This window comes from Fluctibacter halophilus, assembly GCF_020687825.1.
Taxonomy (GTDB): Bacteria; Pseudomonadota; Gammaproteobacteria; order Enterobacterales; family Alteromonadaceae; genus Fluctibacter; species Fluctibacter halophilus.
Window position 1 is genome coordinate 583,609 of record NZ_JAJEWP010000001.1, and the last position, 23,970, is coordinate 607,578.

The following is a 23,970-nucleotide window of genomic DNA, read 5'->3' on the forward strand; positions in this document are numbered from 1 at the left end:
TTTTGTTACCAACGGAGGGTTTAGCTTTGTTGCTGAGAAGCCACCCAGCGCTGAATTTTCTGTTCCAGAATGTTCAGCGGCACAGGACCGTCCTTCAATACTTCGTCGTGGAAGCCACGGATGTCGAAGCGATCGCCCAATTGCTCTTTGGCCCAGGCGCGCAATTCCATGATTTTCAGCTTACCAATCATGTAGGCGGTGGCCTGTCCCGGCATGGCGATGTATCGTTCTATGGCTTTGACCGCATCGTTGTGTGGGTTCGGTGTGTTATCAATCAGGTACTGAATGGCCTCTTCACGACTCCACTTTTTGGCATGGATGCCGGTATCCACCACCAGGCGGCACGCGCGCCACAGCTCCATGGCCAGGCGACCAAAATCAGAATACGGGTCCTGATAAAACCCCATGTCTTTGGCCAGCTCTTCCGTATACAAACCCCACCCTTCGGTGTAGGCGGTGAAGGACACGTATTTCTGGAATTCAGGTACACCTTCCAGTTCCTGGGCGATGGCCCGCTGCATGTGGTGTCCGGGAATACCCTCATGGTAAGCCAATGCTTCCATCTGGTAGGTGGGCATATCGCGCATGTCATACAGGTTGGCGTAATAGGTGCCCGGACGTGAGCCGTCTTTCGACGGGGATTGATAGAAGGCTTTACCGGCTGACTTTTCACGGAACGGTTCAACCCGCTTGACGATCATGTCGGCTTGAGGGATGAGGCCGAAATACTCGGGGATCTTCTCTTTCATGGTATCGATCAGGGCTTTTGCGTCGCGCATGTACGCTTCACGGCCTTCGTCAGTGTTTGGGTAATAGAACTGATCGTCATTACGCATGAACTCAAAGAAGGCGTTCAGATCACCGTCAAAGTTGACCTGCTGCATGATCGCGCGCATTTGCTCGTGAATACGGGCCACGTTGTCCAGTCCAATCTGGTGAACTTCGTCTGCCGTCAGGTCGGTGGTGGTAAACCAGGCCAGACGGTTCTGATACCATTTGTCGCCATCGGGCAGACGCCACACACCATCACCTTCCGGGGTCAGTTCACGTTGATGTTCCAGCGCTGCAATCATCGCGTCATAGGCCGGTTTTACCGAGCTCAGCAATGCTTCACGGGCACGACTACGCAGGCCCTGTTTTTCGGCATTGGAGATTTCAAGTGCATCCAGTTTGGCGTTAAAGTCCTGCCAAATGGTTGAGTCTTCGGGGCTTTCTTCGAAGGGGTTACCCTTGATGACATTATGAGACGCCTGGATCATCTGATCGTAAGACCAGCGTGGCGGGAACACGCCCAGCTCTTCACGGATCTTCAATTGGTCGATAACCTGCGCGAACAGTGCATCCACTTTCTCCAGCCGGCTGACATAGGCTTCGGCATCGGACAGGTCAGAGACCCGATGGATATTGATCATAAAACTGGGGATCAGGGTATGGAACGCGCGGAACTGGTGCATGATGTAGGTGTGATGACGGTACTCATCGTTGGCCAGTTCACGTTTCAATGCGGTCTTGGCAATGGTTAGACTCAGGTTTTCCTGTTCGCTCAACTGGGTGGTGTCAAAGCCGTTCAGGGTTTCGAGTCGCTGCTCGGCGATGGCCCGGTCTTCGTCAGCACGGGCTTCACTCACATCGTTCCATTTGTCGTAGTCCCATTTGTAGCCAAGATAGCTTTGTGACAGGGGCGAACGTTTCAGATCCTGTTCAAAGCTGTCGGCAAAAAACGTTGCCAACCGTTCAGATTCGGTTTGGGTCGCAGCGGCTGTTTGCGCCGCCGGTTTGTCAGCGGCGCTGGTTTCGCTGGCCGGCGGTGTGGCTGGATTACATGCGCTGATGGCCAGTGCCAGTAGAGTCAAAGAGAAGTGTTTTGTGTTCATCTGCTGAGGGTTCCTGTTGCTTATTGTATCAGGTGCAAGGGGCGCAGGCCGCTGTGCGGTTGCGTCTTGGCACTGATTTGTTGTTGTACGTCGTTAAGGTGTTTCTGCAGTGTAGCACTTTGCCACTGCTGTGGGGCATTGCCATAACGGCTGGCCAGCATGTCATTTACCGCCTGCTGCAGCCCTGCGTGACCCAAGCGCTGTAAACTCTGGGGCAAGGATTGCTGCGGCTGACCGGTCAGTTGGGCCAGGTGCTCGGTTAATGCCGGAATGATGTGTTCAATATCATTATTGGCCAACGCCTTGGACAGGTTGGGTTGGGATACCTGTACCGTTGTCTTATTCTCCTTCGCCACGGCTGTTGGACGTTTTGTCGCGTGCACGCGCCAGGCGAAGAGGGTTACCAGCCACAGGGCCAGCAGTGCCCAACTGCTCACTGACCACCACTGTGGTGCCGGTGGCACTGCCGTGTGCGGGGATGCTGCGTTATCGGGTTGTGCGGGGGCTTGTTGCGCCGGGGCGGTCACATCGATGCCGGGTAGAGCCGGGGTATTGTTATCTACCAGTGCCGGTTCGATGGTCAGGGTACGCGCCGGCAGGGTGGCATATTCGGTTTGTTCGGTCACCACATTGAACCAGGGTACGGTCACTTCTGGCAACGTTATGGTGCCAGGCTGACTGGCAATCAGGGCAATGTTTTCAACCCGCTGCGCGATCAGGGTATTGGCCCGCTCGACCGTTGCTGTGGTTGCCTGGTCGGGGTAGGTTTTTACCGAGTCCGGATAGTGGCTTTCGATGGCCGGCAACTGCTCTTCGACCAACCCTTCAGCAGTCAGTGTCAGTGTTCGGGTAATGGGATCGCCGACCCGATACACGGTGTTTTGTGGTTGCCACTCCTCGTGCAATTGCACCGCTGCGCTGGGTAGCCAGTGGCCGGTCACATCGTTGGGGATGGGTTTAACCGTTACGTCAATCGCAGGACCGACCCGGTTGACCGTTTTTGTACGGTTAAAAAAGCCGAAACTGCGCTGGGCATTGTCGATGATTTCGCCTTCGAACAGCGGACCGTTGATGGTAAAGGTGCCGCTTTGTTGTGGAATGATGGCAAAGGTGCGTTCAATGATGCGGTAACGTCGGCCGTCAATTAAGTCGGAGAATTCGCGGTCTTTACCCACCTGTCGCACATCAGCGCCCTGCATTTGTGGTTCACTGAGGTTACCGCGCTGCAAATCCTGGGCAATGTGCAAACGCACAGTATAGTGAATTTGCTGTTGCAGATACACGCTGTTGTTTTCAACCGATGTGGTGACAAACAAATCCCGGCCTTTGGCTGCCTGATTGGCCGACACCGGCACGATCATCACATTGATGGGCTGGGTTTTTTGCCCTTCGATTTCAAATGAGGGAATGGTGTAACGGCCTTCCTTACGTGGGATCAAAATGGTCCGCCAGGTGGTACTGCGCTGGGTGTCGAAGTTGATGATCTGAGTCTGGCTGCTGACCGATGTGCGGCCGACCACAAAATCGTTCAGCAATGGGCTGGGATCAAACGCGTCCCGGTCTGCGTCGCCGTTGGCCGTGACTGTCAGGGTGATGGACTCGTCGATCATGGCGGGATTTTTGTCCACGGTTGCTGTCACTTCGGTGACGCTGGCCAAAGCATTGCCGACGACAGTCATACTCATCATCAGTACAATCAAAGGGAGCATGCGTTGTGCTATCACTACCAATTCCTCTGGGTTGGGGCGGGTAAACGCTGACGTTTGCGTTGCTGATTTTCAAGCAGCATTTTGCGTTTTAACAGGTAAGCGGGATCATCCGGTACCCGGCGCAACAGGTTTTCCATCCGTTGCAGGTTTTCCCGTTGTTCGTCGGTCATTTCCTGTGGTTGCGCCTGGGCAGCCTCAGCTTGTTGCTCGCGGGCCTCGTCTTCCTCTCCCTGCTGTTCAGCTTGCTGTTGTTCTTGTTGTTGCTGCTCTTGTTGATCCTGGCGTTGCTGCGTCTCGGATGAGTCCTGTTGCGGGTCCTGTTGTTGCTCAGGATCACTTTCGGATTGTTGTTGCTGGGATTGCTGTGACGATTGCCCGTCACTGTCATCCTGCTGCTGTTCGCCTTGTTGTTGATCCTGTTGTTGATCTTGCTGCTGTTGGTCGTTTTGCTGACCCTGTTGATTTTGTTGTTCCTGCTGCTCCTGTTGTTGCTTCATTTGCTCCAACAGGGCTTTGTTGGCAGCGGCATCGGCATGCTCAGGGTCTTGCTCAAGCACCTCATCATAGGCAGCGATAGCCTCATCTAGCTGGCCGAGTTGGGCCAGGGCATTGCCGAGGTTGTAGCGGCCTTCCAGGGTGTTTGCCTGGGCAAAGCTGTTGGCAGCGGCCTCAAAATCGCCTGCGCGATACTGGGCACTGCCGCGCCACATCGGATTGTCAAAATCGGCAGCAGCGTCATTGAACTGCTGTTGCTGGAAATGCTCGGCACCTTGCTGGTCGCCGGTTTTCCATAAATCGTCCCACACGTTAGCCGAAGCGGGTGGGGCACTCAGCGGTAAGCCTGCCAACAGCACAACACCGAACAATACCCCGCGGCGGAAACCATAGGCGGCGAGGGGCAGCAGCAGGAGCAGTAAATACGGCCCCATTTCCCGCCAGGTATCCCCTTGTGGTTTTTCCTCGTCCGGGTTTTTCTCGGTCTCACGGTCCAACAATTGTTGGGTGGTGAGATAGTCGATGTCACTGTCATCAGCCTGCAGTGGTGCATAGCGACCACCGCCCACATTGGCCAAGGTTTGCAGGCGATCAGCGTTAAGTTTCGGGATCACAATCGCGCCGGTGGCGTCTTTGAGTAATTCGCCGTTGGCCTGGCTGATGGGAGCACCATCCTGAGTGCCAACGCCCAGCACTGATAAGCGATAAGGGGCATTGCGCACCAATTGGGTCAGTTCCTTGAGTTGTGACATTTCAATCCCATCGGTGATCCAGAATATCTCACCTTGCTGGTATCCGGCATTTTCCAGCAGCGTCATGGCTTTTTGCAGTCCGCTGTAGGGATCGCTACCTGGCACCGGCATGATTTCGGGGCTCAGGCTGGGTAGCAGAGTGGTGAGGTTTTGTCCGTCAGCACTGAGCGGACTGATGGTAAAGGCATCACCGGCATAGGCCACAAGCCCTGTGTCACCCTCACTGATGGCGTTGATCAGATCAATGGCTTTGTACTTGGCACGGGTTAACCGGTCAGGACTGACATCGGTGGCCCGCATCGACAGCGACATGTCGATCACCACCACTTTGCCGGTATGCAACTGATACACCGGTTGGGGCAGTTTTTCCCAGGTTGGCCCGGCTAGTGCCAGCACACTGAGCAACCAACCCAGCGCCAACAACCCATAGGTCGAACGCTGTTGGGCAAATGAATGACGCTCTATCAGTGATGTGTAGAGGTGTTGTGCCAATACCCCTTGCCATCCGGTCTGTTGTCGTTGGACGCGGCGCAACAGCAGTACGATGATTAACAGCGGTAACAGGGCGAAAAACCACTCGGGTCGGATAAAGTGAAAAGCGCTCCAATCAGGCATGGGCAGCACTCCTTGTTGCACGACGCAGGGCTCGCCACACCATCGGCAGTGTCAGCAATGTGCTGAGCAGTAGCGCAAAGGCCAGTGGATAGAAGAACAGCGCCTGCAAGGGACGCATCTGACGGCTTTCCCGGGCAATGGGCTCCAGCTCATCCAGACGGGTATAAATGTCTTCCAGTGCCTGAGCGTCGCGGGCTCTGAAATACTGTCCGCCGGTGGACTCTGCCAATTCGGTGAGCATGTTTTCGTCCAGATCCTGAGACGGGTTAATCATGCGGGTAGAAAAAAAGTTCTTCACCATCATCTGATCGGCGCCAACACCGATGGTATACACGGTAACGTCATGATTAATCGCAAGTTCGTTGGCCTGTTCTGGGGTGATGTTCCCGGCGGTATTCTGCCCGTCGGTAAGCAATATCAAGACTTTGTTACTGTTTTCTCGGGTGTTAAAGCGCTTTATCGCCAGACCAACGGCATCACCAATGGCAGTCTGTTCACCCACCAGACCAATCACGGACTCGTCGAGGAGGGTTGCTACTGTACTGCGGTCATAGGTTAATGGTGCTTGCAGATAAGCGGTGTCGGCGAACAGGATCAAACCCAGACGATCTCCAACCCGACGGGTGATGAAATCATGCAGTACACTTTTGATCATGGTTAAACGGTCTACCTGACGGCCATTGACCACCATGTCATCAATTTTCATACTGCCGGACAAATCGACCGCGATCATCAAGTCTCGACCCTCGGCCGGAATACTGACCGGGTCGCCCAGCCATTGAGGACGCGCTGCGGCCAGCACCAGCGCCAGCCAAATCAGTGACACCAGGCTGGCCCGTCGTTTGGACGTGGCTTGCGTGCGAGATACCTGCTCAAACTCGCCTTGCAGATGCGGTACCCTGAGGGCGGCCTGTTGGGCCTTGCGTTTGGCCGGCAACAGACGGACCAGTAAGGGCAGGGGAAGGGCAAACAATACCCACCACCAGGCAAACTCAAACATGTTCACCTCCTGCCAATGGCGCTTGTTGCAGGGGGTGTTTCACCGCCCGTTTACACCAGCGTTGAAGCTGAGCAATGGTGGATGGGTGATCCACCGGCTGAGTGGAACGCTGGTACTGAGCATTGCCCAACTGTTCCATGGTCGATATAAATGTGGTCTGTTCGCTACCGGGCAGGGCACTGGCCAGATAACGGTACCACCTGGCGCCATACAATCCGGCCACTTCCTCCCGCGCGTAGTAGCTTAAGGCCAGTTGTTTCACCAACTGGTAGGCCTGCACTGGCCAGTCGTCCTGTTCTGGACGCAGGGCCGACAGTGCAGCCAGCGCCTGGCGCAGTGCGCGACGGTGGCGGTAACGGCGAACCTGCCAAACGATCAGTGCCACGATGCTCAGCACAAGGATGGCCAACAGCACCCACCACCCCGGTGCCAGCGGCCACCAGGAAACGTCGGCGGGTACATGTATGTCTTTAAGCTGTTCCATCGGGTTCATCGCCGTCTCCCCTGCACACGCAATTGGTCTGACAGTGGTTGTGCCGCGCTGATCGGGATCACCTGGGCCCGGCATTGTTGCAAATGATCCTGAATGCGGGCGAAGTGGGCACGATGCTGCTGTTGGTAGGTTTCGGCCGTGTTGCTTTCCCCCAACATCAGTCGCTGACGCACCTTACCGTCGGTGACGGCCACTTCGGTGGGAACGGGAACATCGGGTAGGCGATGTTCGAACGGATCACTGACCGGATAGGCAATCAATTCACAATGGCGACTTAATTGTCCCAGGTGCTGGCGTGCCGCGTCACTCAGGTAATGAAAATCGCTGAGCAGGAACACCAGGCTGCCGGGTCTTGCCAGGCGGCGCAGTCGGGCACAGGCATCGGTGAACACATCACTGGCTGTGTCTGCATGATGCGCGGGGTCGTGTAAGTCCAGTAAACCATGCAGCATGGATAAGACGGCTTTTTGCCGGGTCAACGGCTTGTATTCGCGGTGTTGGTGCTGATTGAAAATCAGACCGCCAATGCGATCGCCCCTGGCCCGTGCCGCCCAGGCAATCAGGGCGGTCAGGTGAGCGACCTGAACGGACTTGAACAACAATTGGGTGCCAAAGTGCATGCCGGCGCTGAGGTCGGCAAGCACGAAAATGGGACGCTCTTTCTCTTCGCGGTAAAGCTTGGTGTGGGTTTTACCGGTACGGGCGGTGACTCGCCAGTCAATCGCCCGAATGTCATCGCCGGGTTGGTAATGGCGTGCCTCATCGAATTCCATTCCCCGGCCTTTGGTTTTGGCCAGGTAGCTACCCGCCAGTTTGGCTTGAATGGTTCGCCGCGGGCGCAAATCCAGCAATGCGGTTTTGGCCTGGTAATAGACCAGTTGCTGGATATTTAAATGCACACCATCGGCATGAAGCTGCGATAGCCAGGTTGCCGTATCCTGCATCGAGACCTCCGTTTACGGTACGGCAACAAGCTGCAGAATGCGGTCCAGTACCTGGTCCGTGGTGATCCCTTCCGCTTCTGCTTCATAGGATAACAGCACCCGGTGGCGCAATACGTTATGGAATACCGCCTGAATATCGTCCGGACCAACAAAATCCCGTCCTTGTAGCCAGGCATTGGCGCGGGCGCATTTGTCCAGTGCGATGGTGGCGCGAGGGCTGGCACCAAACTCAATCCAGCGGGCCAACTGGTCGTCGTACTGCAGGGGCTCGCGGGTCGCCATGATGAGCTGAACGAGGTAGGTTTCCAGGCTATCGGCCAGATGGATTTCCAGCAGGGCTTTACGGGCAGCAAAAATGTCCGCCTGACTGATCGGAACGGGCGAGGTGCTGTCGTTGCCCAGCGCTTCATTGCGGGTCAGTCGCAATATTTCCAGCTCTGTCTGCGCGCCGGGATAGTCAATGTTGAGGTGCATCAGGAAGCGGTCAAGCTGGGCTTCTGGCAACGGGTAGGTGCCTTCCTGCTCAATCGGGTTCTGGGTCGCCATGACCAGAAACAGTTCTGGGAGCGGATAGGTGGTGTTACCGACGGTAATTTGTCGCTCCGCCATGGCTTCCAGTAATGCCGATTGGACCTTGGCTGGTGCCCGGTTGATTTCATCCGCCAATACCAGATTGTGAAACAACGGGCCTTTCTGAAACACGAACTGGCCGGTTTCCGGTCGGTAAATGTCGGTACCGGTCAGATCGGCAGGCAGCAAGTCAGGGGTAAACTGGACACGGTGAAAGTCGCCTTCCAGGCCATTGGCCAGGGCATTAACGGCACGGGTCTTGGCCAGTCCGGGAGGACCTTCAACCAACAAGTGACCGTCGGCTAACAGGGCAATAAGGATATTGTGTGTCAGGGTGTGTTGTCCCAGCACCTGGCTGTCCAGATACGCTTGCAATCGTTGAAATGCTTGAGCTGCCATATTGTTGTTATCTATCCTCTTTCACTGCGTGGTTACAACGTCTGCGGTTACAGACCATGCTACCCTATATAGGGTTCCCCGTACGAAAAACAATGTTACAAATTTCGAACAAATTGATCGTGTGTCTTATCGCGACAATTTGTTCTCCTATCTAACGTGTAGCCTCGTAGCAAAGGAAAACATTCGCCTTATCGCGACGTTTTGTTCCCTGCTGTGCGGGCTCAACGCGATGTATGGGCAGTTCATCGTGTCTTATCGCGACAATTTGTTCTCCTATCTAACGTGTAGTCTCGTAGCAAAGGAAAACATTCGCCTTATCGCGACGTTTTGTTCCCTGCTGTGCGGGCTCAACGCGATGTATGGGCAGTTCATCGTGTTTTATCGCGACAATTTGTTCTCCTATCTAACGTGTAGTCTCGTAGCAAAGGAAAACATTCGCCTTATCGCGACGTTTTGTTCTTTGAAGTTGGAGAGATGCAGTGCTGTTCGGCGCTAGCGGCGCAAAAAGACCGCTCAAAGAGTGATAACAACACATCGTGGATGATGTGGCTGGTACCAAGCCACACGGTCGTGTTATGTCAATAGCACTGTGTGGGCCAAAGGGCGCCTCAGCCGGACAAGTACAGTCGAGAAAGCCCTTGCGTTATAGCGCCTTCTTGGTCGGCATCACCACATTGGCAAAGATTAACCCGGCCACCAATGACATAAAGATCAGGAAAACCTCCTGACCAACGTGGTCGGCCTGGACAAAATCCTGTCCTGAGATAAAGGAATTCAGCCCGATGTAGGTTTTTGAGCCCGGCACCAGCACAATCAAACCGTGCATAGCAACAATGGTTGATGGCTGATTGACTATGCGGGTAAAGGCGTTGGCAAACACACCCAAGGCAAACGCCCCGACAAAGGCACCGAGCCCCTGATCCAGGTACTCCGAGCTCCACGCGGTGGCACTGTAGGCGATAAACGCGGATGCCATGGCCCAGGGGAGGTGCTTCAGACGGGTACGGAAGATGGCAACCAAGGCAATACACAACAGAAATACTGACAGCCAGGTGGCCCAATAAGGCAAGGATTCTGCCGGACGATAGACATTTTCGCCGAAGATACTGAACCCTACCGAAACGCCCAGAAATGCGCCGAAATACAGTTTAAATAACTGCATCAACGCGTCCATGACCCGCGCAGTGCCGGAAACCATGTTCCGGGATGACAGTTCCGCCAGTCCCATGGTCAGCGCCAGGCCGGGCACGAACACGATCACCGAGGACAGCACAATGAGCGGGATATTGATCCCCGGATCCAGGTAACGGCTGATGGCGCAGGCCAGAACGCCGGCAAAAAATGCCGTCACCGGCTCCAGCATCAAATGGACCCGTTTGGAACGCATGGACCACAGTGTCCACAGATAGGCGACCAGCCCCAGCAATCCGGACCACAAAATTTCCGGCCAGCTGGCCCCCATCAACATGGCGAAGGCACCGGTCGACAAACCAAACGCACCGCCGGTGATCCACTTGCCGTATAAACTGGGCATGGCATCAATTTCAGACAACCGTGCGTCGGCATCGGCCAGGGTCAGCTTGCCAGCCAACAGCGAACTGGCCAGCTCATCGGTGAGTGACAACGCGTTCATGTCCAGATCGCCGGGCTGTAAGCGGGCAGCGTGGGTGTACTCGTCCTCGTGTTTGTCACTCCAGATAACAAAGGTTAATGACGTCGGCGTTGAAATAAAGGAAGCGTGCACCCCCAGATAGGTGGCCACTTCGGTCAGGTAGGCTTCCAGACGAAAAGCCGGGGTCCCATACTTGTGGAGCATTTTTCCCAGCTTCACGATAAATTTTCGGATCTGGATAAATTCGGCGGTGTTCAACGCGCAGTACCTTATTCAACAACAAAACCAAGATCACGGATTTTGACCATGACCTGCTTAAATAGTGCGCGGATTGTAGGGACTGTGCAAGGCTGATGCAATGCACAATTTCTAGCCCTGTGGGATAAGTTTTATTCATCCATTGATAACCGTTCGACGGGGTGTCCGTTACGGGATTTCAAAGCATGCCGGTGTGCGAACGCACGATGGTCTACACTCCTTTTTCAGGACTGAGGTTGCCAGCGACTGACGGGCAGGGCGTGAAGAAATTTGAAATTTCTTTAACAGTCTGTAAAATCCACAGTCATCTAACAGGTCAGACCACTCTGACAAAACCATAGAGGACCGCGAATGTCGGCTAAGCAAACAGTGACAACCCGAGACGGAGACCGCATTGCCATTGTGGCAGGTCTGCGAACCCCGTTTGCCAAAATGGCGACCTATTTCCACGGTGTACCGGCCGTTGACTTGGGCAAAATGGTCGTCAACGAAATGTTGACCCGCAATAACCTTGACCCTAAGTTGGTTGACCAGCTGGTGTACGGTCAGGTTGTACAGATGCCTGAAGCCCCGAATATCGCCCGTGAAATCGTATTGGGCACCGGCATGAACGTACACACTGACGCTTACAGTGTTTCCCGCGCCTGTGCCACCAGTTTCCAATCGACCGTCAACATTGCTGAGTCGATGATGGCCGGCAACATTGAAATTGGTGTAGCCGGTGGTGCAGATTCCACCTCCGTGTCACCCATCGGTGTTTCCAAGAACCTGGCCCGGGCATTGGTTGATTTGCAAAAAACCAAGACCCTGGGGCAAAAGTGGCAAGTGATCAAAAAGCTTGGCCTGAAAGATTTGTTACCCGTCCCCCCAGCCGTGGCCGAATATTCTACTGGCCTGTCGATGGGACAGACGGCAGAGCAGATGGCCAAATCTCACGGCATCAGCCGGGCTGATCAGGATGCCCTGGCGCACCGTTCTCATTCTCTCGCGGCGCAAAACTGGGAAGCCGGTCATCTGAGTCACGAAGTGATGACTGCCTATGCAGAACCGTTTAAAGGTGCGTTGGATAAAGACAACAACGTTCGTTTTGACAGCAAGCTGGAAAGCTACGCTAAATTGCGTCCGGTGTTTGACCGTAAGCACGGTACCGTGACCGCGGCGAATGCGACCCCATTGACCGACGGTGCGTCGGCAGTATTGATGATGACCGAAAGTAAGGCCAAGGCATTGGGTTACAAGCCCCTTGGCTTTATCCGCAGCTACGCGTTTGCTGCCATTGATGTGTGGGAAGACATGTTGATGGGACCATCCTATGCCACACCGATGGCACTGGACCGCGCCGGTATGACGCTCAACGATCTGACTCTGATCGAAATGCATGAAGCCTTTGCTGCCCAGACCCTGGCCAACATCAAGATGTTTGCCAGTGACAAATTTGCCCAGGAAAAACTTGGCCGCAGCAAGGCGACCGGTGAAATTGACATGGACAAATTCAACCAGATGGGCAGCTCCATTGCCTATGGTCACCCCTTTGCAGCAACCGGTACACGGATGATCACCCAGATGCTGAATGATTTGAATCGCCGTGGTGGTGGTACGGGTCTGTTGACCGCCTGTGCTGCCGGTGGCCTGGGTGCCGCCATGATCGTTGAAACCGAATAAGGAGAACTCCATGACAGAACAAACGACAAACAGCGCGTTCTCCCTGGACGTATTGGACAATGGCGTGGCCGTGTTGACCATGGACGTGCCCGGTGAGTCCATGAACACCCTGAAAATTGAGTTCGCCGAGCAGATCGGTGAAATGCTGGATAAAATCGAGGCGGATAACGCGATCAAGGGTGTGGTGCTGATCAGCGGCAAGGAAAGCTCATTTGTTGCCGGTGCCGACATCTCCATGTTGGCAGCGTGTAAAACTGCGCAGGACGCCGAAACCATCTCTAAAGGTGGTCAGGACATGTTCCAGCGCATTGAAGACATGCGCATCCCAGTGGTAGCCGCAATTCATGGCCCGGCGCTGGGCGGCGGTCTGGAACTGGCGCTGGCTTGCCATTATCGGGTCTGTAGCGATAGCGACAAAACCCAATTGGGTCTGCCTGAAGTGCAATTGGGTCTGCTACCCGGTAGCGGTGGTACCCAGCGACTGCCACGTCTTATCGGCGTGCAGCAGGCGATGAAAATGATGCTGACTGGTGCGCCGGTACGCGCCAAACAAGCGCGCAAATACGGCATTGTCGACGACATGGTGCCACACACCATTTTGCGTGACGTGGCGATTGAACTGGCGGCCAAAGGTAAGAAGCCTGCTCCTCGTCAGCCCAAGCTGAACCTGATGGGCAAGTTCCTGGAGAAAACCCCGGTTGGGCGTAACGTGATGTTCAATCAGGCGCGCAAACAAACCCTGAGTAAAACCAAAGGTAACTATCCGGCGCCGGAAAAAATCATCGACTGCATCGAAACCGGTCTGAGCAAAGGGCTGAAAAAGGGCATGGCCATTGAAGCTCGCCATTTTGGTGAGCTGGTGATGACCCCGGAGTCGGAGCAACTGCGCAACATTTTCTTTGCCACCACGGAAATGAAAAAAGAAACCGGCGTTGAGGGCGTTGAACCTGGCAAACTCAGCAAAGTGGGTGTGCTTGGCGGCGGCTTAATGGGCGGCGGTATCGCCTTTGTGACCGCGACCAAGGCGGGCCTGCCGGTACGGATCAAGGACATTCGTCCTGAAGGCATCGCCAATGCGATGAAGTACTCCTATGATTTGCTGATCAAAAAGGTCAAGCGCCGCTTTATGCTCAAGTCGCAAATGCAGAAACAACTGGCATTGCTGACCGGCAGCACCGATTACAGTGGCTTTGGTGACGCCGACATCGTGGTTGAAGCGGTGTTCGAGGATGTGGGTCTGAAGCAGGCCATGGTTGCTGATGTGGAAGCCAACTGTCATGAAGGCACCATTTTCGCGTCCAACACCTCGTCGATCCCAATCTGCCAGATCGCAGAGAAAGCCAAACGCCCGGAACAGGTGATTGGTCTGCATTACTTCTCGCCGGTGGACAAAATGCCGCTGGCTGAAGTTATTGCCCACGAAAAAACGTCGGATCAAACCATTTCTACCACCGTCGATTTTGCCCGCCGACAAGGCAAGACGCCGGTCGTGGTCAAAGACGGGGCCGGTTTCTACGTTAACCGCATTCTGGCGCCTTACATGAACGAAGCCGCCAATGTGTTGTTGACTGGCCAACCCATCGAGCATATTGACAAGGCGCTGGTGAAATTTGGTTTCCCGGTTGGCCCGGTCAAGCTGTTGGATGAAGTGGGTATCGATGTGGGTACCAAAATCATTCCAATCCTGATGGAGCAGTTTGGTGACCGCTTCAAGTCAGCGGACGCGTTTGACAAAGTGCTGGCCGACGATCGTAAAGGTAAGAAGAACAAAAAAGGTTTCTACGACTATAGTGGCAAAAAGCCGGGTAAAGAGGTCGATGCTACCATCTACACCCTGCTGGGTATCAGCCCCAACAGCTCTATGTCGGGTAAAGAGATTGCCGAACGCTGTGTGATGATGATGCTTAATGAAGCGGCCATGTGTCTGGAGGAAGGGGTTATCCGTAGTCCTCGCGATGGCGATATCGGTGCTATTTTCGGCATTGGTTTCCCACCGTTCTTGGGCGGTCCGTTCCGTTACATGGACAGCCTGGGGGCCAAGCACATGGTTGAGCGTCTGGAGCATTACGCAACCACGTTGGGAGACAAGTTTACGCCGGCAAAAATCCTCCGTGATATGGCAGAAAATGATAAGCGTTTCTATTCGTAAGCCACGGATGACGTGAGGTTTGTTAGTAAGATGTTAAAAAAGCCGGGTTTTCCCGGCTTTTTTGTCTGTGCGGCATAAAAGTTCTGGTTATTTGCCGTTCAGTGGCTATAATTTGCCCCCCTTGACGGATCAGTACATCGTCGTTGCAGTGATGCTAACCAGAAGCAGTAAGAGGTAGGTAGTCGCATGATTGTTGCCCTGATAATCGCCAGTTTGAGCAGTTTGTTTTTTTACGTACAAGCATTTCGCAATGCCATGCCCGCCAAAAAATGGGCGCTGGCAGGATTCTTGTGTGGCCCATTCCTGCTACCCATGTTCGGCATCAGCCAACAGGTCCGTTTGCGTCAATCGATTGGCTTTCAAAACGGCTATCTACGCGCCTGACGCGGCATAAAAAAAGAGAGGCAAAGCCTCTCTTTTGAAAATCCTCGAGCAACCTGTGCTCATGTATCATCCTTAATATTGTCCGAATCGTGGGCCGCAACGGCTTAGAAACGAATTGGCTTCCAGCGCTCAGTCACAACAGGCTTGTTTTGCTCGGGAGCTTTAGCACTATCAGCTTGCTTGTCCAATGTTGGAGTCGTGTTGCTTAACACCAGTGCTACTGCAAAAGCTTTCAACATGATTGGTTACCTCTGAATTTTATTAGAATATTGACCGACAATAAATTGTCAGCGCTCAGTAGGTTGCGAAGAGCGTGCCAGAGTGAACAAAAAGCAGAAAAAAATTATCCAATCCTCGTTTGAGCAGGAAAGCGCCTATACTTTAGCCGGTTACTCAAGGAGAACGGCGATGATCATCGATGCCATATTGTCGATTGGCAAAACCCTTTGGGATGTAGGGGTTGATGTAAAAGGGCAACAGCAGCAACAGCGTGAACGCAGCGCTGACTATTTAAACAGCGTCGCACAGGTGCTGGTGGATGCAGCAGACAGCCTGCAAAAGCGCGAAGTGCCGCATGGCAAATGTGAAGAGTTATTTCACCATGCACAGGATTTTGACGCCGTGATGGAGGGTTTGCTGGACGACGAACAACGTCATGCATTGGCGCAACGGCTGCAGGAAACCTGGGAAATTGAGCGGGCCTTTGCCGAGCTGGAGCAACTCAAGTTCGACCAGCAGGCGGATGCGCAGATCATTTTATTGCGTAAAGCGGCAGGGTATTTCCGGGCGGTGTCGGCAAAACTGCTGATTGGTGGTTAGTTATAGTCGTTCTGGGTGATGAGTGTCGACAGGTGTTGGTTTTCTGACAGCAGGCGCTCGAAGCGAGGAGAGCTGAGGGGCTTGCTGTACAGGTAACCTTGCAACATTTCACATTCATAGCGGCGCAGAATGGCCAGTTGCTTCTCTTGCTCAACCCCTTCAGCGACAACTTTCAGGCCCAGGTTATGGGCAATGTTGATGATCGCGGCCGTCATGTGTTTGTCGACACTGCTGTTGGCAATGTCATCGATAAAGGCTTTATCGATTTTCAGCGTGTTAAGCGGGAAACGCTTCAGGTAGGCCAGTGACGAATAGCCGGTACCGAAGTCATCCAGCGCCAGATGGATGCCACGCTCACGCAGACGCTGCATCATACGCAGGGCTTGATCCGGGTTCTGCATCAATGTGCCTTCGGTGATTTCACACTCCAGGTGCAGCGGCGATAAACCAACCCGCTTGAGGATCCGGTCAATGCGATCATCAAGGTCGGGTAATTCAAACTGTCGGGCCGAGATGTTAATCGCGACCCGCCCGGTGAACAGTCCCATGGCGACCCAGCGCTTGGTGTCCATACAGGCTTTTTCCATGACCTTTTCGCCGATGTCAACGATTTGACCGGTTTCTTCTGCCAATGGGATAAATTGCGACGGGCTGACGATGCCCTTGTCAGGGTGTTCAAAACGTACCAGCGCCTCCATGCTCACCAGTTTACCGGTCGCGATGTCCACTTTGGGCTGGTAGAACACGGTAAACAGGTCTTCTTTGAGGCCATGTCGGATCAGGTTTTCAATCTGTAACTGACGTACTGCTGACTGGTTCATCTCGCCGCTGAAGAACTGGTACTTGTTGCCGCCGGCGTTCTTAGCGAAATACATCGCCGTGTCGGCGTTCTTGAGCAGCTCCTGCGGGGTATTACCATCTTCCGGGTAAAAGGCGATACCGACACTGGCTCCGAGGACAAATTCCTGTTTGTTGATCACAAACGGGCGCGCCATGTTGTCGAGGATTTGCTGGGTGAAATGGGTAATGCGGTGCATTTCGCCAGGGTTGTCCACCAGGATACTGAACTCATCGCCGCCCAGACGGTAACAGGTCGAGTGGGTGCCTGACAGCTTCTGCAACCGCTTACCGATCTGCTTGATCAGTATGTCACCGGTCTGGTGGCCTAGGGAGTCATTGATTTTCTTAAAGTTATCCATGTCCAGGCAAATCAGCGCGTGGGGAATACCTTTGCGCACAAGGTTGCCGTGGCTGCCCTGGAAGAACGAACGGTTGGGCATTTCTGTCAATGGGTCGGTGTTTGCCAGTTTGAGCAATTCTTTCTCGGTGCTCTTACGGGTGGTGATGTCTGAGAACACGCCCACATAATGGGTCACCCGGCCATTGTCGCTATGGATGGCGTCAATGTTGAGTTCCATTTCATACTTCTCACCGTTGGTGCGGCGAGACTCTACTTCACCAAACCAGTTGCCTTTTTGCTGCAGGGTCTTTTTGACTTCTTCGGTGAAGGCATCCGGGTACTGGTGGAACTTCAGATAGCTGGCCAATGCCTGCTCACGGGTTTCGCCGGTGCACTGGCAGTAAGCCTGATTGACTGAAATAAATCGGAAATCGGTATCGGTGATAAATACGCCGTCTGAAATGGTCTCAAAAGACCGTTTAAACAGCTTGAGCTGTTCTTCTGCCTGCTTCAAATCACTGATGTTTTTCAACGTGCCGGTCATCCGCACCGGTTGTTGGTTACTGTCCCGTTTTACCACTTTGCCGCGGTCCAGCAACCATACCCAGTTGCCTTTGAATGTTTTGGCGCGGTAGGTGACCTGGAAATGGTCGGTTTTGTCGTCCAGATGCTCACGTAACGCCTGTTGCACCCTGGCAATATCGTCAGCGTGGATATTGGCCTGATAGGAACTGTTGGCGCGGATGTCGTCCTGAGGAAAATCGAGGGTTCCCCAGGTATTGGCACGAAACACCTGACCGCGGTAGATATCCCAGTCCCACAGCTCATCACCACTGCTCCACAGGGTCAGTTTCAGCCGTTCTTCAGACTCCTGAATGGCGATCTGGTTGTTGCGGCGACTCTTGTATTGTTTAAACCAGTACGCCAGCAGCAAAAAGGCGAAGAACCCATACATGATAATGGCATTGCGGTGCAGCCAGATGGGCGGGTTAATCACGATGTTCAGTTCGCGTACCGGTGACCAGCTACCGTCCCCGTGGCGGCTTTGTACCTGGAAGGTGTATGAACCGAACATCAGGTTGGTGAATGTGGCCTGCCGGGTGCGGGGATCAGCGTCTAACCAATTGTCATTCAGACCCTCTACCCGGTAACGGTAGCTTTGCGCTTCAGGTACCAACGGGTTTACCTGTGAAAAGGACAGGCTGAACGGTGAGTGATGGCTTTCAAGGTAAATCTTATCGGTCAGGTAAATGGGGGTTGTGAGCGGCGACTTTTCGCTACGCAGTGTGACCGGTCGGTTGTATATGCTCAGGCCGGTGATCAGCGGCGCTTCTGCGGTGTGTATCGCTTTGGTGTTCAAACGCTCGGCATTGATGACGTGAAAACCATCGGTGCCACCAAACAAGATCAGGCCATTGCGGGTTGCCAATGCTGCCCCTTCATTAAGGGTGTTTTGTTCCAGCAGGTCGCTGCCGATGTTGGTTTTAACCGCGCCACTGCCCAGATCGACTTCAATGATAGAGCGGGGCGCTGCCAGCCATACACGTCCGTCTTTGTAAACCGCATTAATAAACCGGTGACGAGCGGTTTGTGGCCAGTCATTGATGACGGTTTTGACTTTATACGTTTGTGGATCGAGACCCAGAATACCGTCTTCCGAGGTTGCTACCCAGATGGTGTCTTGTTGTTCAAACACCCCCAGATAGATGGTTTTTTCCGTATTGGTACTGATGATCAGTTGGTTGAACTGATCGGTCTTGGCGTTGTAAGTCGCCAGCCCCAGGTTGGTACGTACCCACAGGTTATGTCGGGAGTCCATTGCCAGCGGCTGCATTTCAACCACGTTGGTGTTGGGCATTGCCACTGAGCGGGGTGACAGGGTTTGGGTGTCAAACACGGTCATGCCGCCGTCTTTGGTAGAGATCCACACATGGTTTTCGAAGTATTCCAGGTAGTATATGACCTCGCCCCGCAGCATGTGGGCCACTTCGACCAGTTTGTCGCCGTGACGTTCGTACAGGTATACACCACCGGTTGCGCCGACCCAGAAACGTCCCTGATCGTCGATGGCAAAGTCCCAGATATTGTGTTTGGTATCCTGCAGGAAGTGACGAAAGATCCCCGACTCGGGGAAAAACTCATTAATGCCACCGTTTTGGGTGGCGATCCAGATGTTGCCTTCAGCCCCTTCTTCAATGGCCCAGACGATATCGTCTGACAGGGCGTTGGGGCTATTATTGATGCGCTGGTGATGGCGGATCAGTGAATACTGTTGGTTGTAGTGCAACACCCCTTTGGCATAGGTACCCAGCCACAGGGTGCCATTCGTGTCCACATAGGTTTTTATCACAAACCGATCACTCAGCCCGACATTGACATCGTTACTGTCGTCAATCGACAGGCTGCTGTTGAGGGAAGGTTGAACGATGCTCAGGCCCTGGGTCGTTCCGAGCCAGATCTCACCGTCAGGGTGTTGGGTAATGCTGCGCACATTGTCGCCGGCGATGGCGACATCACTGTTGCTGTGCAGGTGACTGACCAGACGGTGTTCATCGTCAATCACGAACACACCTTGTTCGGTGGCCAACCAATATTGGTCGTTGATACGTTTCAGATCGAACAGGAACTTGGCCGTGAGGTTGAGACCCCAGGGGTTTGGCCGACTCAAATCGTACAATTGGGTTTTGTCTTCATTGAGCATGAAAATGCCATTGCCGTTGGTGCCCAGCCAGGTGCGTTTGGGCTCAGCCAGGATCTGACGGATGTCGGCGGGCATGTCCTGATTGGTAGCTGAGATGGCGACAAAACGATCATTGGCCGCTTGATAAGCGTACAAGCCCTCGGCATCCGCCACCAGTATGCTGCCATCCTGTGCTTCGGCAATGGTCCAGACCTGACCATTGGTCAGTGCGCTGTTGGATGTGGTGTAGGTGACAAAATCGTCGGTCTGCGGGCGATATCGACCAATGCCTGCAAATGTACCCACCCACAAACGTTGCCTACTGTCGATGAACAGCTTACGCACAAATTCATCTGGCAGACTGTTACTGTCGTCAGGGGCGTGGTGGTATTGAACGATGTCATAGCCGTCAAAGCGCTTTAGCCCTTCCATGGTCGCAAACCACATAAAGCCATGCTTGTCTTCGGCAATGTCAATGATGGCGGTTTGTACCAAACCCTCGGCATCTGAAAGGGGCTTGAACTGGATATCGGAGACGTTGGCGTGTGCAGTTCGGAGCAGCGATACGGACAATATGCCCAGCATCAAAGCGATGCCAAGCCAAACGCGGTATGTTGTCGAAACCGAGAGTTTGCGCACGTGTTCCTTATGTGGCAGTAAGCTGCCTTCTTATTCTTTATCTGGGCAGGAAGAAAAATACCCATGCTAAGCGGTACAATATGCCCAATTTCAGTGCGCTCTACAAGGGTATTTTAAGCCCAGAGGGGATATTTTTGCCGATGTCGGCAAGAACTGCACAAATCGTCGCCAGTCAGCGACATTCGTGGCCTACAACATGTAACGTGCGTTGCTTTTAAATGCCCGGATATCGGTGATGGATTGCCCTTCAATCGGGCTGGCAAGTTGCTTGTTGCCGCGACAATACAGAACCAACTCACCAAACTGTTCATCGCTGAGCAGGTGCTCACAATAGCGTGTGATGTCGTCAAAGGTCAGTGAACGTACAGCCTCTGCCAGTTCATTTTGCCGTTCGAAACTGAGCTGAGGGTTGCCAATGGCCATCCATAAACGTTGACTCTTCATACTCAGTGTGGTGTCAGACTCGAGTAGCTGTCGATAAACGCTTTCCTGTACTTTGGGCCAAATGTCGACAAATTGACGGGGATCTTGCAGACATTCGCGGACAAACTGCTTGATTTCCATCTGCAGTGTCCAGGCATCGGCGACCGGTGACTGGATGTACAACGCCAGTCCGGGGTGCTGGTTAAACGGCATGTAACCACTGCCGACCAGATAGCCCAGTTGCTTTTCGGTACGAATGTGGTGAAAAAACGGTGCTGTTACCAACTGTTCGGCTATGATCGTCAACGCGACATCTTTCAGGCTTTGCCCGGGAGGCTGATAATACACGACCGCTGCTGCATCATCCTGCTGGCAGTCTACTTCATGCACATAGCGATGCTGGGCACGCAAATCAACCACATCGCGGGGCACCCGTTGGCCGGTGGCGACACCGTCCCAATCTTGCTGCAACGACTGACCGAAGGCGTTGGCTTCGTGACTGGACCAGTCGCCATGAACAAAGCTTTCGATGAAACTGGCGCTGAATAGTTGCTCATGGACTTGCTGTATATCCGCCAGTTGCAAACGTTCAACCTCGGGTAATAAATCCGCCGGGGCGTAGCTGTTGCGTTGCAGCAGCACCGACAGGCGGGTAAACAGACGGTTGATGGGTTTGTTCAGTAAGCTGTTTTTCAGCGCCTGTAAATGACGACGTTTGATCTGTTCAAACGCCAGCGGCGTTGTGTTGAGTTGACGCAGGTCGTTCAACAGCTGTTGATGAAAGCCCAGTTGTTTATCTGCGAAGCCACTGGTGTGTAGTGAGAACCCCGCCTGGTGGGCATACAGGTGGAAATTCAGGCCGGCGATTGCGGCCTGATAATAGCGCTGGGTCAATGACTCCATCTGCAACGCAACCCAGACCTTTTTGGCGGTTGTCAGTGACAGAGAGGCCGCGGTCGTGGCGTTATCAAAGGACACATAGCAATCCCCCTTTGGCAAGCCGAAATCATGATCCTGGGCAAACCACAACGCCATGCCGGACGTGTCGATCAACTGATGGGGAGAACCGTGTTGCGGTTCCTGCTCAATGCAGGTGGTACGCTCGACCAGATAGGGGTTCTTACGTGGTAAGCACAGCGTGTCAACGGTGCGCGGATGGCGAAACCGTTGACGTTGTTCATCGCTTAGCGGTGAAACGCGATAGGGGGTGTTATACCAGCGCGCGTGTTTATCGCAGTTCGCATCCGGATCGATCAGCTTGATGCGCATGTTGTCGGGGTTCATCTGGCTGAGGAAATAGCGTACCAGTGGAATATCCGGTTGATCGAGCAGACAATCGGCAACCAGCACATGCTCTGCGCTGACGGTAAACAGTTGCTCAGCAATGTGCGCCACTTCATCGATGGCTTTGCCATGCTCACCAAATTCCAGTGCTAACTGGTTTAGTCGTACCTTTTCATCATACCGCCAAGGCTCGTCGATATGTTTGTCGAGCAACGCGAGGTAAGCAAACACACACTCAATAATGTCATCAACGTGTTGCAGTCCTTCTTCGGTCAGCTGCAGGTTGAGGTTAAAGTCTTTGAAATTGTGCCCCTGTATGCCACCACCGGCGCTCAGGCTGGTTGCCCAGTTGCTGGCTTTGAAATGTTCCAGCAGTGAGCCGGGGCCTTCGTCACCAATGATATGGCTGAGCAATGCAACCGGTTTGCTGCGGTAGCTGGATTCTATTTCACTGAGGGCAAAGCTGATGATCAGACGTCGAGCCTGAACGATCGGCTTGATGGCAATATTGATACCCAACTGTTCGGGCAGGTACAGCGGTGGCCAGTCGGTGTGCCGGATAAAGGTACTGTCTGGCAGTGCAGCAAACAGACGATGCACCCATTCGCTGACCGTATCCAGGGATTGGGCGGTCAGTAAACACAGCTTCATGTTGCTGGCAACATAGTGACGTTGATGAAAAGCCCGCAGTTTATTCTGCAGGGTTTCGATGTCATCCTTGGCCAGGGTTTCCAGGTTCCCGACCGAGAACTTGCTGAACGGGTGCGCCGGGTTACAGGTTTCTTTGTGGACCTGATACAGACGACGCAGATCGTCTTTTAGCTTCAGTTTGAATTCTGCATCAATGGCCTGGATTTCTTTGCTTAACCGCTCAGCATCAAACAATGGCGTCATCAGCATGGCGGCCAGTTGGGCAAGGCCCAGTTCAAATGCTTCGTTGGAGAGGTCAAAATGAAAGTTGGCAAACTCGGTGCCGGTCCAGGCATTGACATGACCACCGTGTGCACTGACCAGCGCATCAAACCCATTCGCCTGGGGAAAGTGTTCGTTGCCCAGAAACAACATGTGTTCGAGCAGGTGAGCCAATCCCTGGGTGTCTTCCGGATCGTAAAAATGTCCCGCGCCGATGGTCATCGATGCGGCACTTTTGTTGGCGTGCGCATCATGGATCACAACGACTTCCAGACCATTGTTCAGGACAATGTGGCGGTATTGGCGAGGATCATTGTTGCTGGTTAACAACCCGAAGCTTCCTTTAGACGCGACGATAAAAGTCTAGCATAACGCATATTTTGTTAGCTGTTACCTGAACTTAGTATTAATTGTTGGAAAAAATCAGTGGTCGGATTTTTGCGCTGGTAAAAAGATTTACCGGTGCGATCGTGGGGGTATTTTTTCGCTGTGTTTGTGTTCACTCACACGGGTATATCACGTATGCTTTGGCACTCAGAACGCTCTGGCACGATAGACGATGTTGTCCTAGGCTGAGAGTAAGCGAACGTGAGTTGCTGTACATGCATATCTACATCATGCGTCATGGTGACGCAGAGCCCAGTTTTGAGAATGATCAGGGACGACAACTGACCGAGTGGGGCCAGCATCAGGCCTGTCAGGGAGGGCGCTGGTTAAAGCGCCAGTTGCGCGAAGGTAACAGCGCGCTGTCTCTGGCCTTGGTAAGCCCCTACACCCGAGCCCAGGAAACCTACCAACAATTGACCCGGCATGTGCAGGCCGTTGAGGTTCAATCCTGTGTTGATTTGGTGCCGGGCGCAGATCCCCGCACCACCCACGATTTTCTGGATACCGTACTGGCAGACCTGGATACCAATGCGCACGTGCTGTTGGTCAGTCATTTGCCACTGGTCAGCTACCTGCTCGATGAGTTGTGCCATCAGCATGTCAGCCTGTTGTTTGGTACCGGTGATATTGCGGTGGTGGAATATGACCTCGACAAGGGGCGCGGCACATGGCGGGAAACCTACTCGCCAGAGTGAATTTACCCTGCTGAAAAATCCTTCAGCTTTCGTCT

Annotated in this window: 16 protein-coding genes; 5 read left to right on the top strand and 11 right to left on the bottom strand. The window is 53.7% G+C overall.

The window, feature by feature from the left end; genetic code table 11:
* Window positions 1-20 precede the first annotated feature (20 nt).
* The 8 genes from LJ739_RS02740 to LJ739_RS02775 form a co-directional block, all read right to left on the bottom strand.
* On the bottom strand, window positions 21-1,874 hold the full coding sequence (locus tag LJ739_RS02740; protein WP_229157070.1) for a DUF885 domain-containing protein: 1,854 nt from the start codon (window positions 1,872-1,874) through the stop codon (window positions 21-23).
* Window positions 1,875-1,894: 20 nt separating this feature from the next.
* Window positions 1,895-3,598, bottom strand: a complete 1,704-nt coding sequence (locus LJ739_RS02745; protein ID WP_229157071.1) for a BatD family protein — start codon at window positions 3,596-3,598, stop codon at window positions 1,895-1,897.
* Complete coding sequence (locus LJ739_RS02750) at window positions 3,598-5,445, bottom strand: vWA domain-containing protein (protein WP_229157072.1); 1,848 nt, start codon at window positions 5,443-5,445, stop codon at window positions 3,598-3,600. Before LJ739_RS02750 ends, LJ739_RS02745 begins: the two co-directional genes overlap by 1 nt.
* Entirely contained in the window at window positions 5,438-6,445 is a 1,008-nt protein-coding gene (locus tag LJ739_RS02755) for a vWA domain-containing protein (RefSeq protein WP_229157073.1), read from the bottom strand. Before LJ739_RS02755 ends, LJ739_RS02750 begins: the two co-directional genes overlap by 8 nt.
* Window positions 6,438-6,938: a DUF4381 domain-containing protein gene (locus tag LJ739_RS02760; RefSeq protein WP_229157074.1), complete on the bottom strand. Its 501-nt coding sequence runs from the start codon at window positions 6,936-6,938 to the stop codon at window positions 6,438-6,440. Before LJ739_RS02760 ends, LJ739_RS02755 begins: the two co-directional genes overlap by 8 nt.
* Entirely contained in the window at window positions 6,935-7,882 is a 948-nt protein-coding gene (locus tag LJ739_RS02765; RefSeq protein WP_229157075.1) for a DUF58 domain-containing protein, read from the bottom strand. The genes LJ739_RS02760 and LJ739_RS02765 overlap by 4 nt, the downstream gene beginning before the upstream one ends.
* 12 nt (window positions 7,883-7,894) lie before the next feature.
* Window positions 7,895-8,851: an AAA family ATPase gene (locus LJ739_RS02770; RefSeq protein WP_229157076.1), complete on the bottom strand. Its 957-nt coding sequence runs from the start codon at window positions 8,849-8,851 to the stop codon at window positions 7,895-7,897.
* A gap of 643 nt (window positions 8,852-9,494) precedes the next feature.
* A complete protein-coding gene (locus LJ739_RS02775; RefSeq protein WP_229157077.1) occupies window positions 9,495-10,721 on the bottom strand; it encodes a threonine/serine exporter family protein in 1,227 nt (408 codons plus the stop codon).
* 351 nt (window positions 10,722-11,072) lie between these two features.
* Between LJ739_RS02775 and fadI the strand changes: the two genes are divergently transcribed.
* From fadI to LJ739_RS02790, 3 genes are all read left to right on the top strand, one after another.
* Window positions 11,073-12,383 carry an acetyl-CoA C-acyltransferase FadI gene (gene fadI, locus LJ739_RS02780; protein WP_229157078.1) on the top strand — a complete coding sequence of 437 codons (1,311 nt, stop codon included), beginning with the start codon at window positions 11,073-11,075 and terminating at the stop codon, window positions 12,381-12,383.
* 10 nt (window positions 12,384-12,393) lie between these two features.
* A complete protein-coding gene (gene fadJ / locus LJ739_RS02785; protein ID WP_229157079.1) occupies window positions 12,394-14,532 on the top strand; it encodes a fatty acid oxidation complex subunit alpha FadJ in 2,139 nt (712 codons plus the stop codon).
* Between the two features lie 186 nt (window positions 14,533-14,718).
* Window positions 14,719-14,916: a hypothetical protein gene (locus LJ739_RS02790; RefSeq protein WP_229157080.1), complete on the top strand. Its 198-nt coding sequence runs from the start codon at window positions 14,719-14,721 to the stop codon at window positions 14,914-14,916.
* A gap of 104 nt (window positions 14,917-15,020) precedes the next feature.
* Here the strand turns inward: LJ739_RS02790 and LJ739_RS19020 are convergent, their stop codons facing one another.
* On the bottom strand, window positions 15,021-15,155 hold the full coding sequence (locus LJ739_RS19020; RefSeq protein ID WP_267494135.1) for a hypothetical protein: 135 nt from the start codon (window positions 15,153-15,155) through the stop codon (window positions 15,021-15,023).
* Between the two features lie 169 nt (window positions 15,156-15,324).
* Here LJ739_RS19020 and LJ739_RS02795 point away from each other — a divergent pair, with 169 nt between their 5' ends.
* A complete protein-coding gene (locus tag LJ739_RS02795) occupies window positions 15,325-15,735 on the top strand; it encodes a hypothetical protein (RefSeq protein ID WP_229157081.1) in 411 nt (136 codons plus the stop codon).
* On the opposite strand, the gene LJ739_RS02800 is transcribed toward LJ739_RS02795, so the two are convergent.
* Window positions 15,732-20,180, bottom strand: a complete 4,449-nt coding sequence (locus tag LJ739_RS02800; RefSeq protein ID WP_229157082.1) for an EAL domain-containing protein — start codon at window positions 20,178-20,180, stop codon at window positions 15,732-15,734. The two genes, LJ739_RS02795 and LJ739_RS02800, sit on opposite strands and share 4 nt — an antisense overlap.
* A gap of 243 nt (window positions 20,181-20,423) precedes the next feature.
* The gene (locus LJ739_RS02805; RefSeq protein ID WP_229157083.1) at window positions 20,424-23,183 is read right to left on the bottom strand and encodes an insulinase family protein; all 2,760 of its coding nucleotides are present in this window, start codon (window positions 23,181-23,183) and stop codon (window positions 20,424-20,426) included.
* A 272-nt stretch (window positions 23,184-23,455) separates the two neighbouring features.
* Here LJ739_RS02805 and sixA point away from each other — a divergent pair, with 272 nt between their 5' ends.
* The gene (sixA, locus tag LJ739_RS02810) at window positions 23,456-23,935 is read left to right on the top strand and encodes a phosphohistidine phosphatase SixA (RefSeq protein WP_229157084.1); all 480 of its coding nucleotides are present in this window, start codon (window positions 23,456-23,458) and stop codon (window positions 23,933-23,935) included.
* The last annotated feature ends 35 nt before the right edge of the window (window positions 23,936-23,970 follow it).

Excerpts from the sequence above, each read along its gene's own strand:
- LJ739_RS02740 (WP_229157070.1), bottom strand. The coding sequence starts at position 1,874 with ATGAACACAAAACACTTCTCTTTGACTCTACTGGCACTGGCCATCAGC.
- LJ739_RS02750 (WP_229157072.1), bottom strand. The coding sequence starts at position 5,445 with ATGCCTGATTGGAGCGCTTTTCACTTTATCCGACCCGAGTGGTTTTTC.
- LJ739_RS02755 (WP_229157073.1), bottom strand. The coding sequence starts at position 6,445 with ATGTTTGAGTTTGCCTGGTGGTGGGTATTGTTTGCCCTTCCCCTGCCC.
- LJ739_RS02760 (WP_229157074.1), bottom strand. The coding sequence starts at position 6,938 with ATGAACCCGATGGAACAGCTTAAAGACATACATGTACCCGCCGACGTT.
- LJ739_RS02765 (WP_229157075.1), bottom strand. The coding sequence starts at position 7,882 with ATGCAGGATACGGCAACCTGGCTATCGCAGCTTCATGCCGATGGTGTG.
- LJ739_RS02770 (WP_229157076.1), bottom strand. The coding sequence starts at position 8,851 with ATGGCAGCTCAAGCATTTCAACGATTGCAAGCGTATCTGGACAGCCAG.
- fadI (WP_229157078.1), top strand. The coding sequence starts at position 11,073 with ATGTCGGCTAAGCAAACAGTGACAACCCGAGACGGAGACCGCATTGCC.
- fadJ (WP_229157079.1), top strand. The coding sequence starts at position 12,394 with ATGACAGAACAAACGACAAACAGCGCGTTCTCCCTGGACGTATTGGAC.
- LJ739_RS02790 (WP_229157080.1), top strand. The coding sequence starts at position 14,719 with ATGATTGTTGCCCTGATAATCGCCAGTTTGAGCAGTTTGTTTTTTTAC.
- LJ739_RS19020 (WP_267494135.1), bottom strand. The coding sequence starts at position 15,155 with ATGTTGAAAGCTTTTGCAGTAGCACTGGTGTTAAGCAACACGACTCCA.
- LJ739_RS02795 (WP_229157081.1), top strand. The coding sequence starts at position 15,325 with ATGATCATCGATGCCATATTGTCGATTGGCAAAACCCTTTGGGATGTA.
- LJ739_RS02800 (WP_229157082.1), bottom strand. The coding sequence starts at position 20,180 with ATGCTGGGCATATTGTCCGTATCGCTGCTCCGAACTGCACACGCCAAC.
- sixA (WP_229157084.1), top strand. The coding sequence starts at position 23,456 with ATGCATATCTACATCATGCGTCATGGTGACGCAGAGCCCAGTTTTGAG.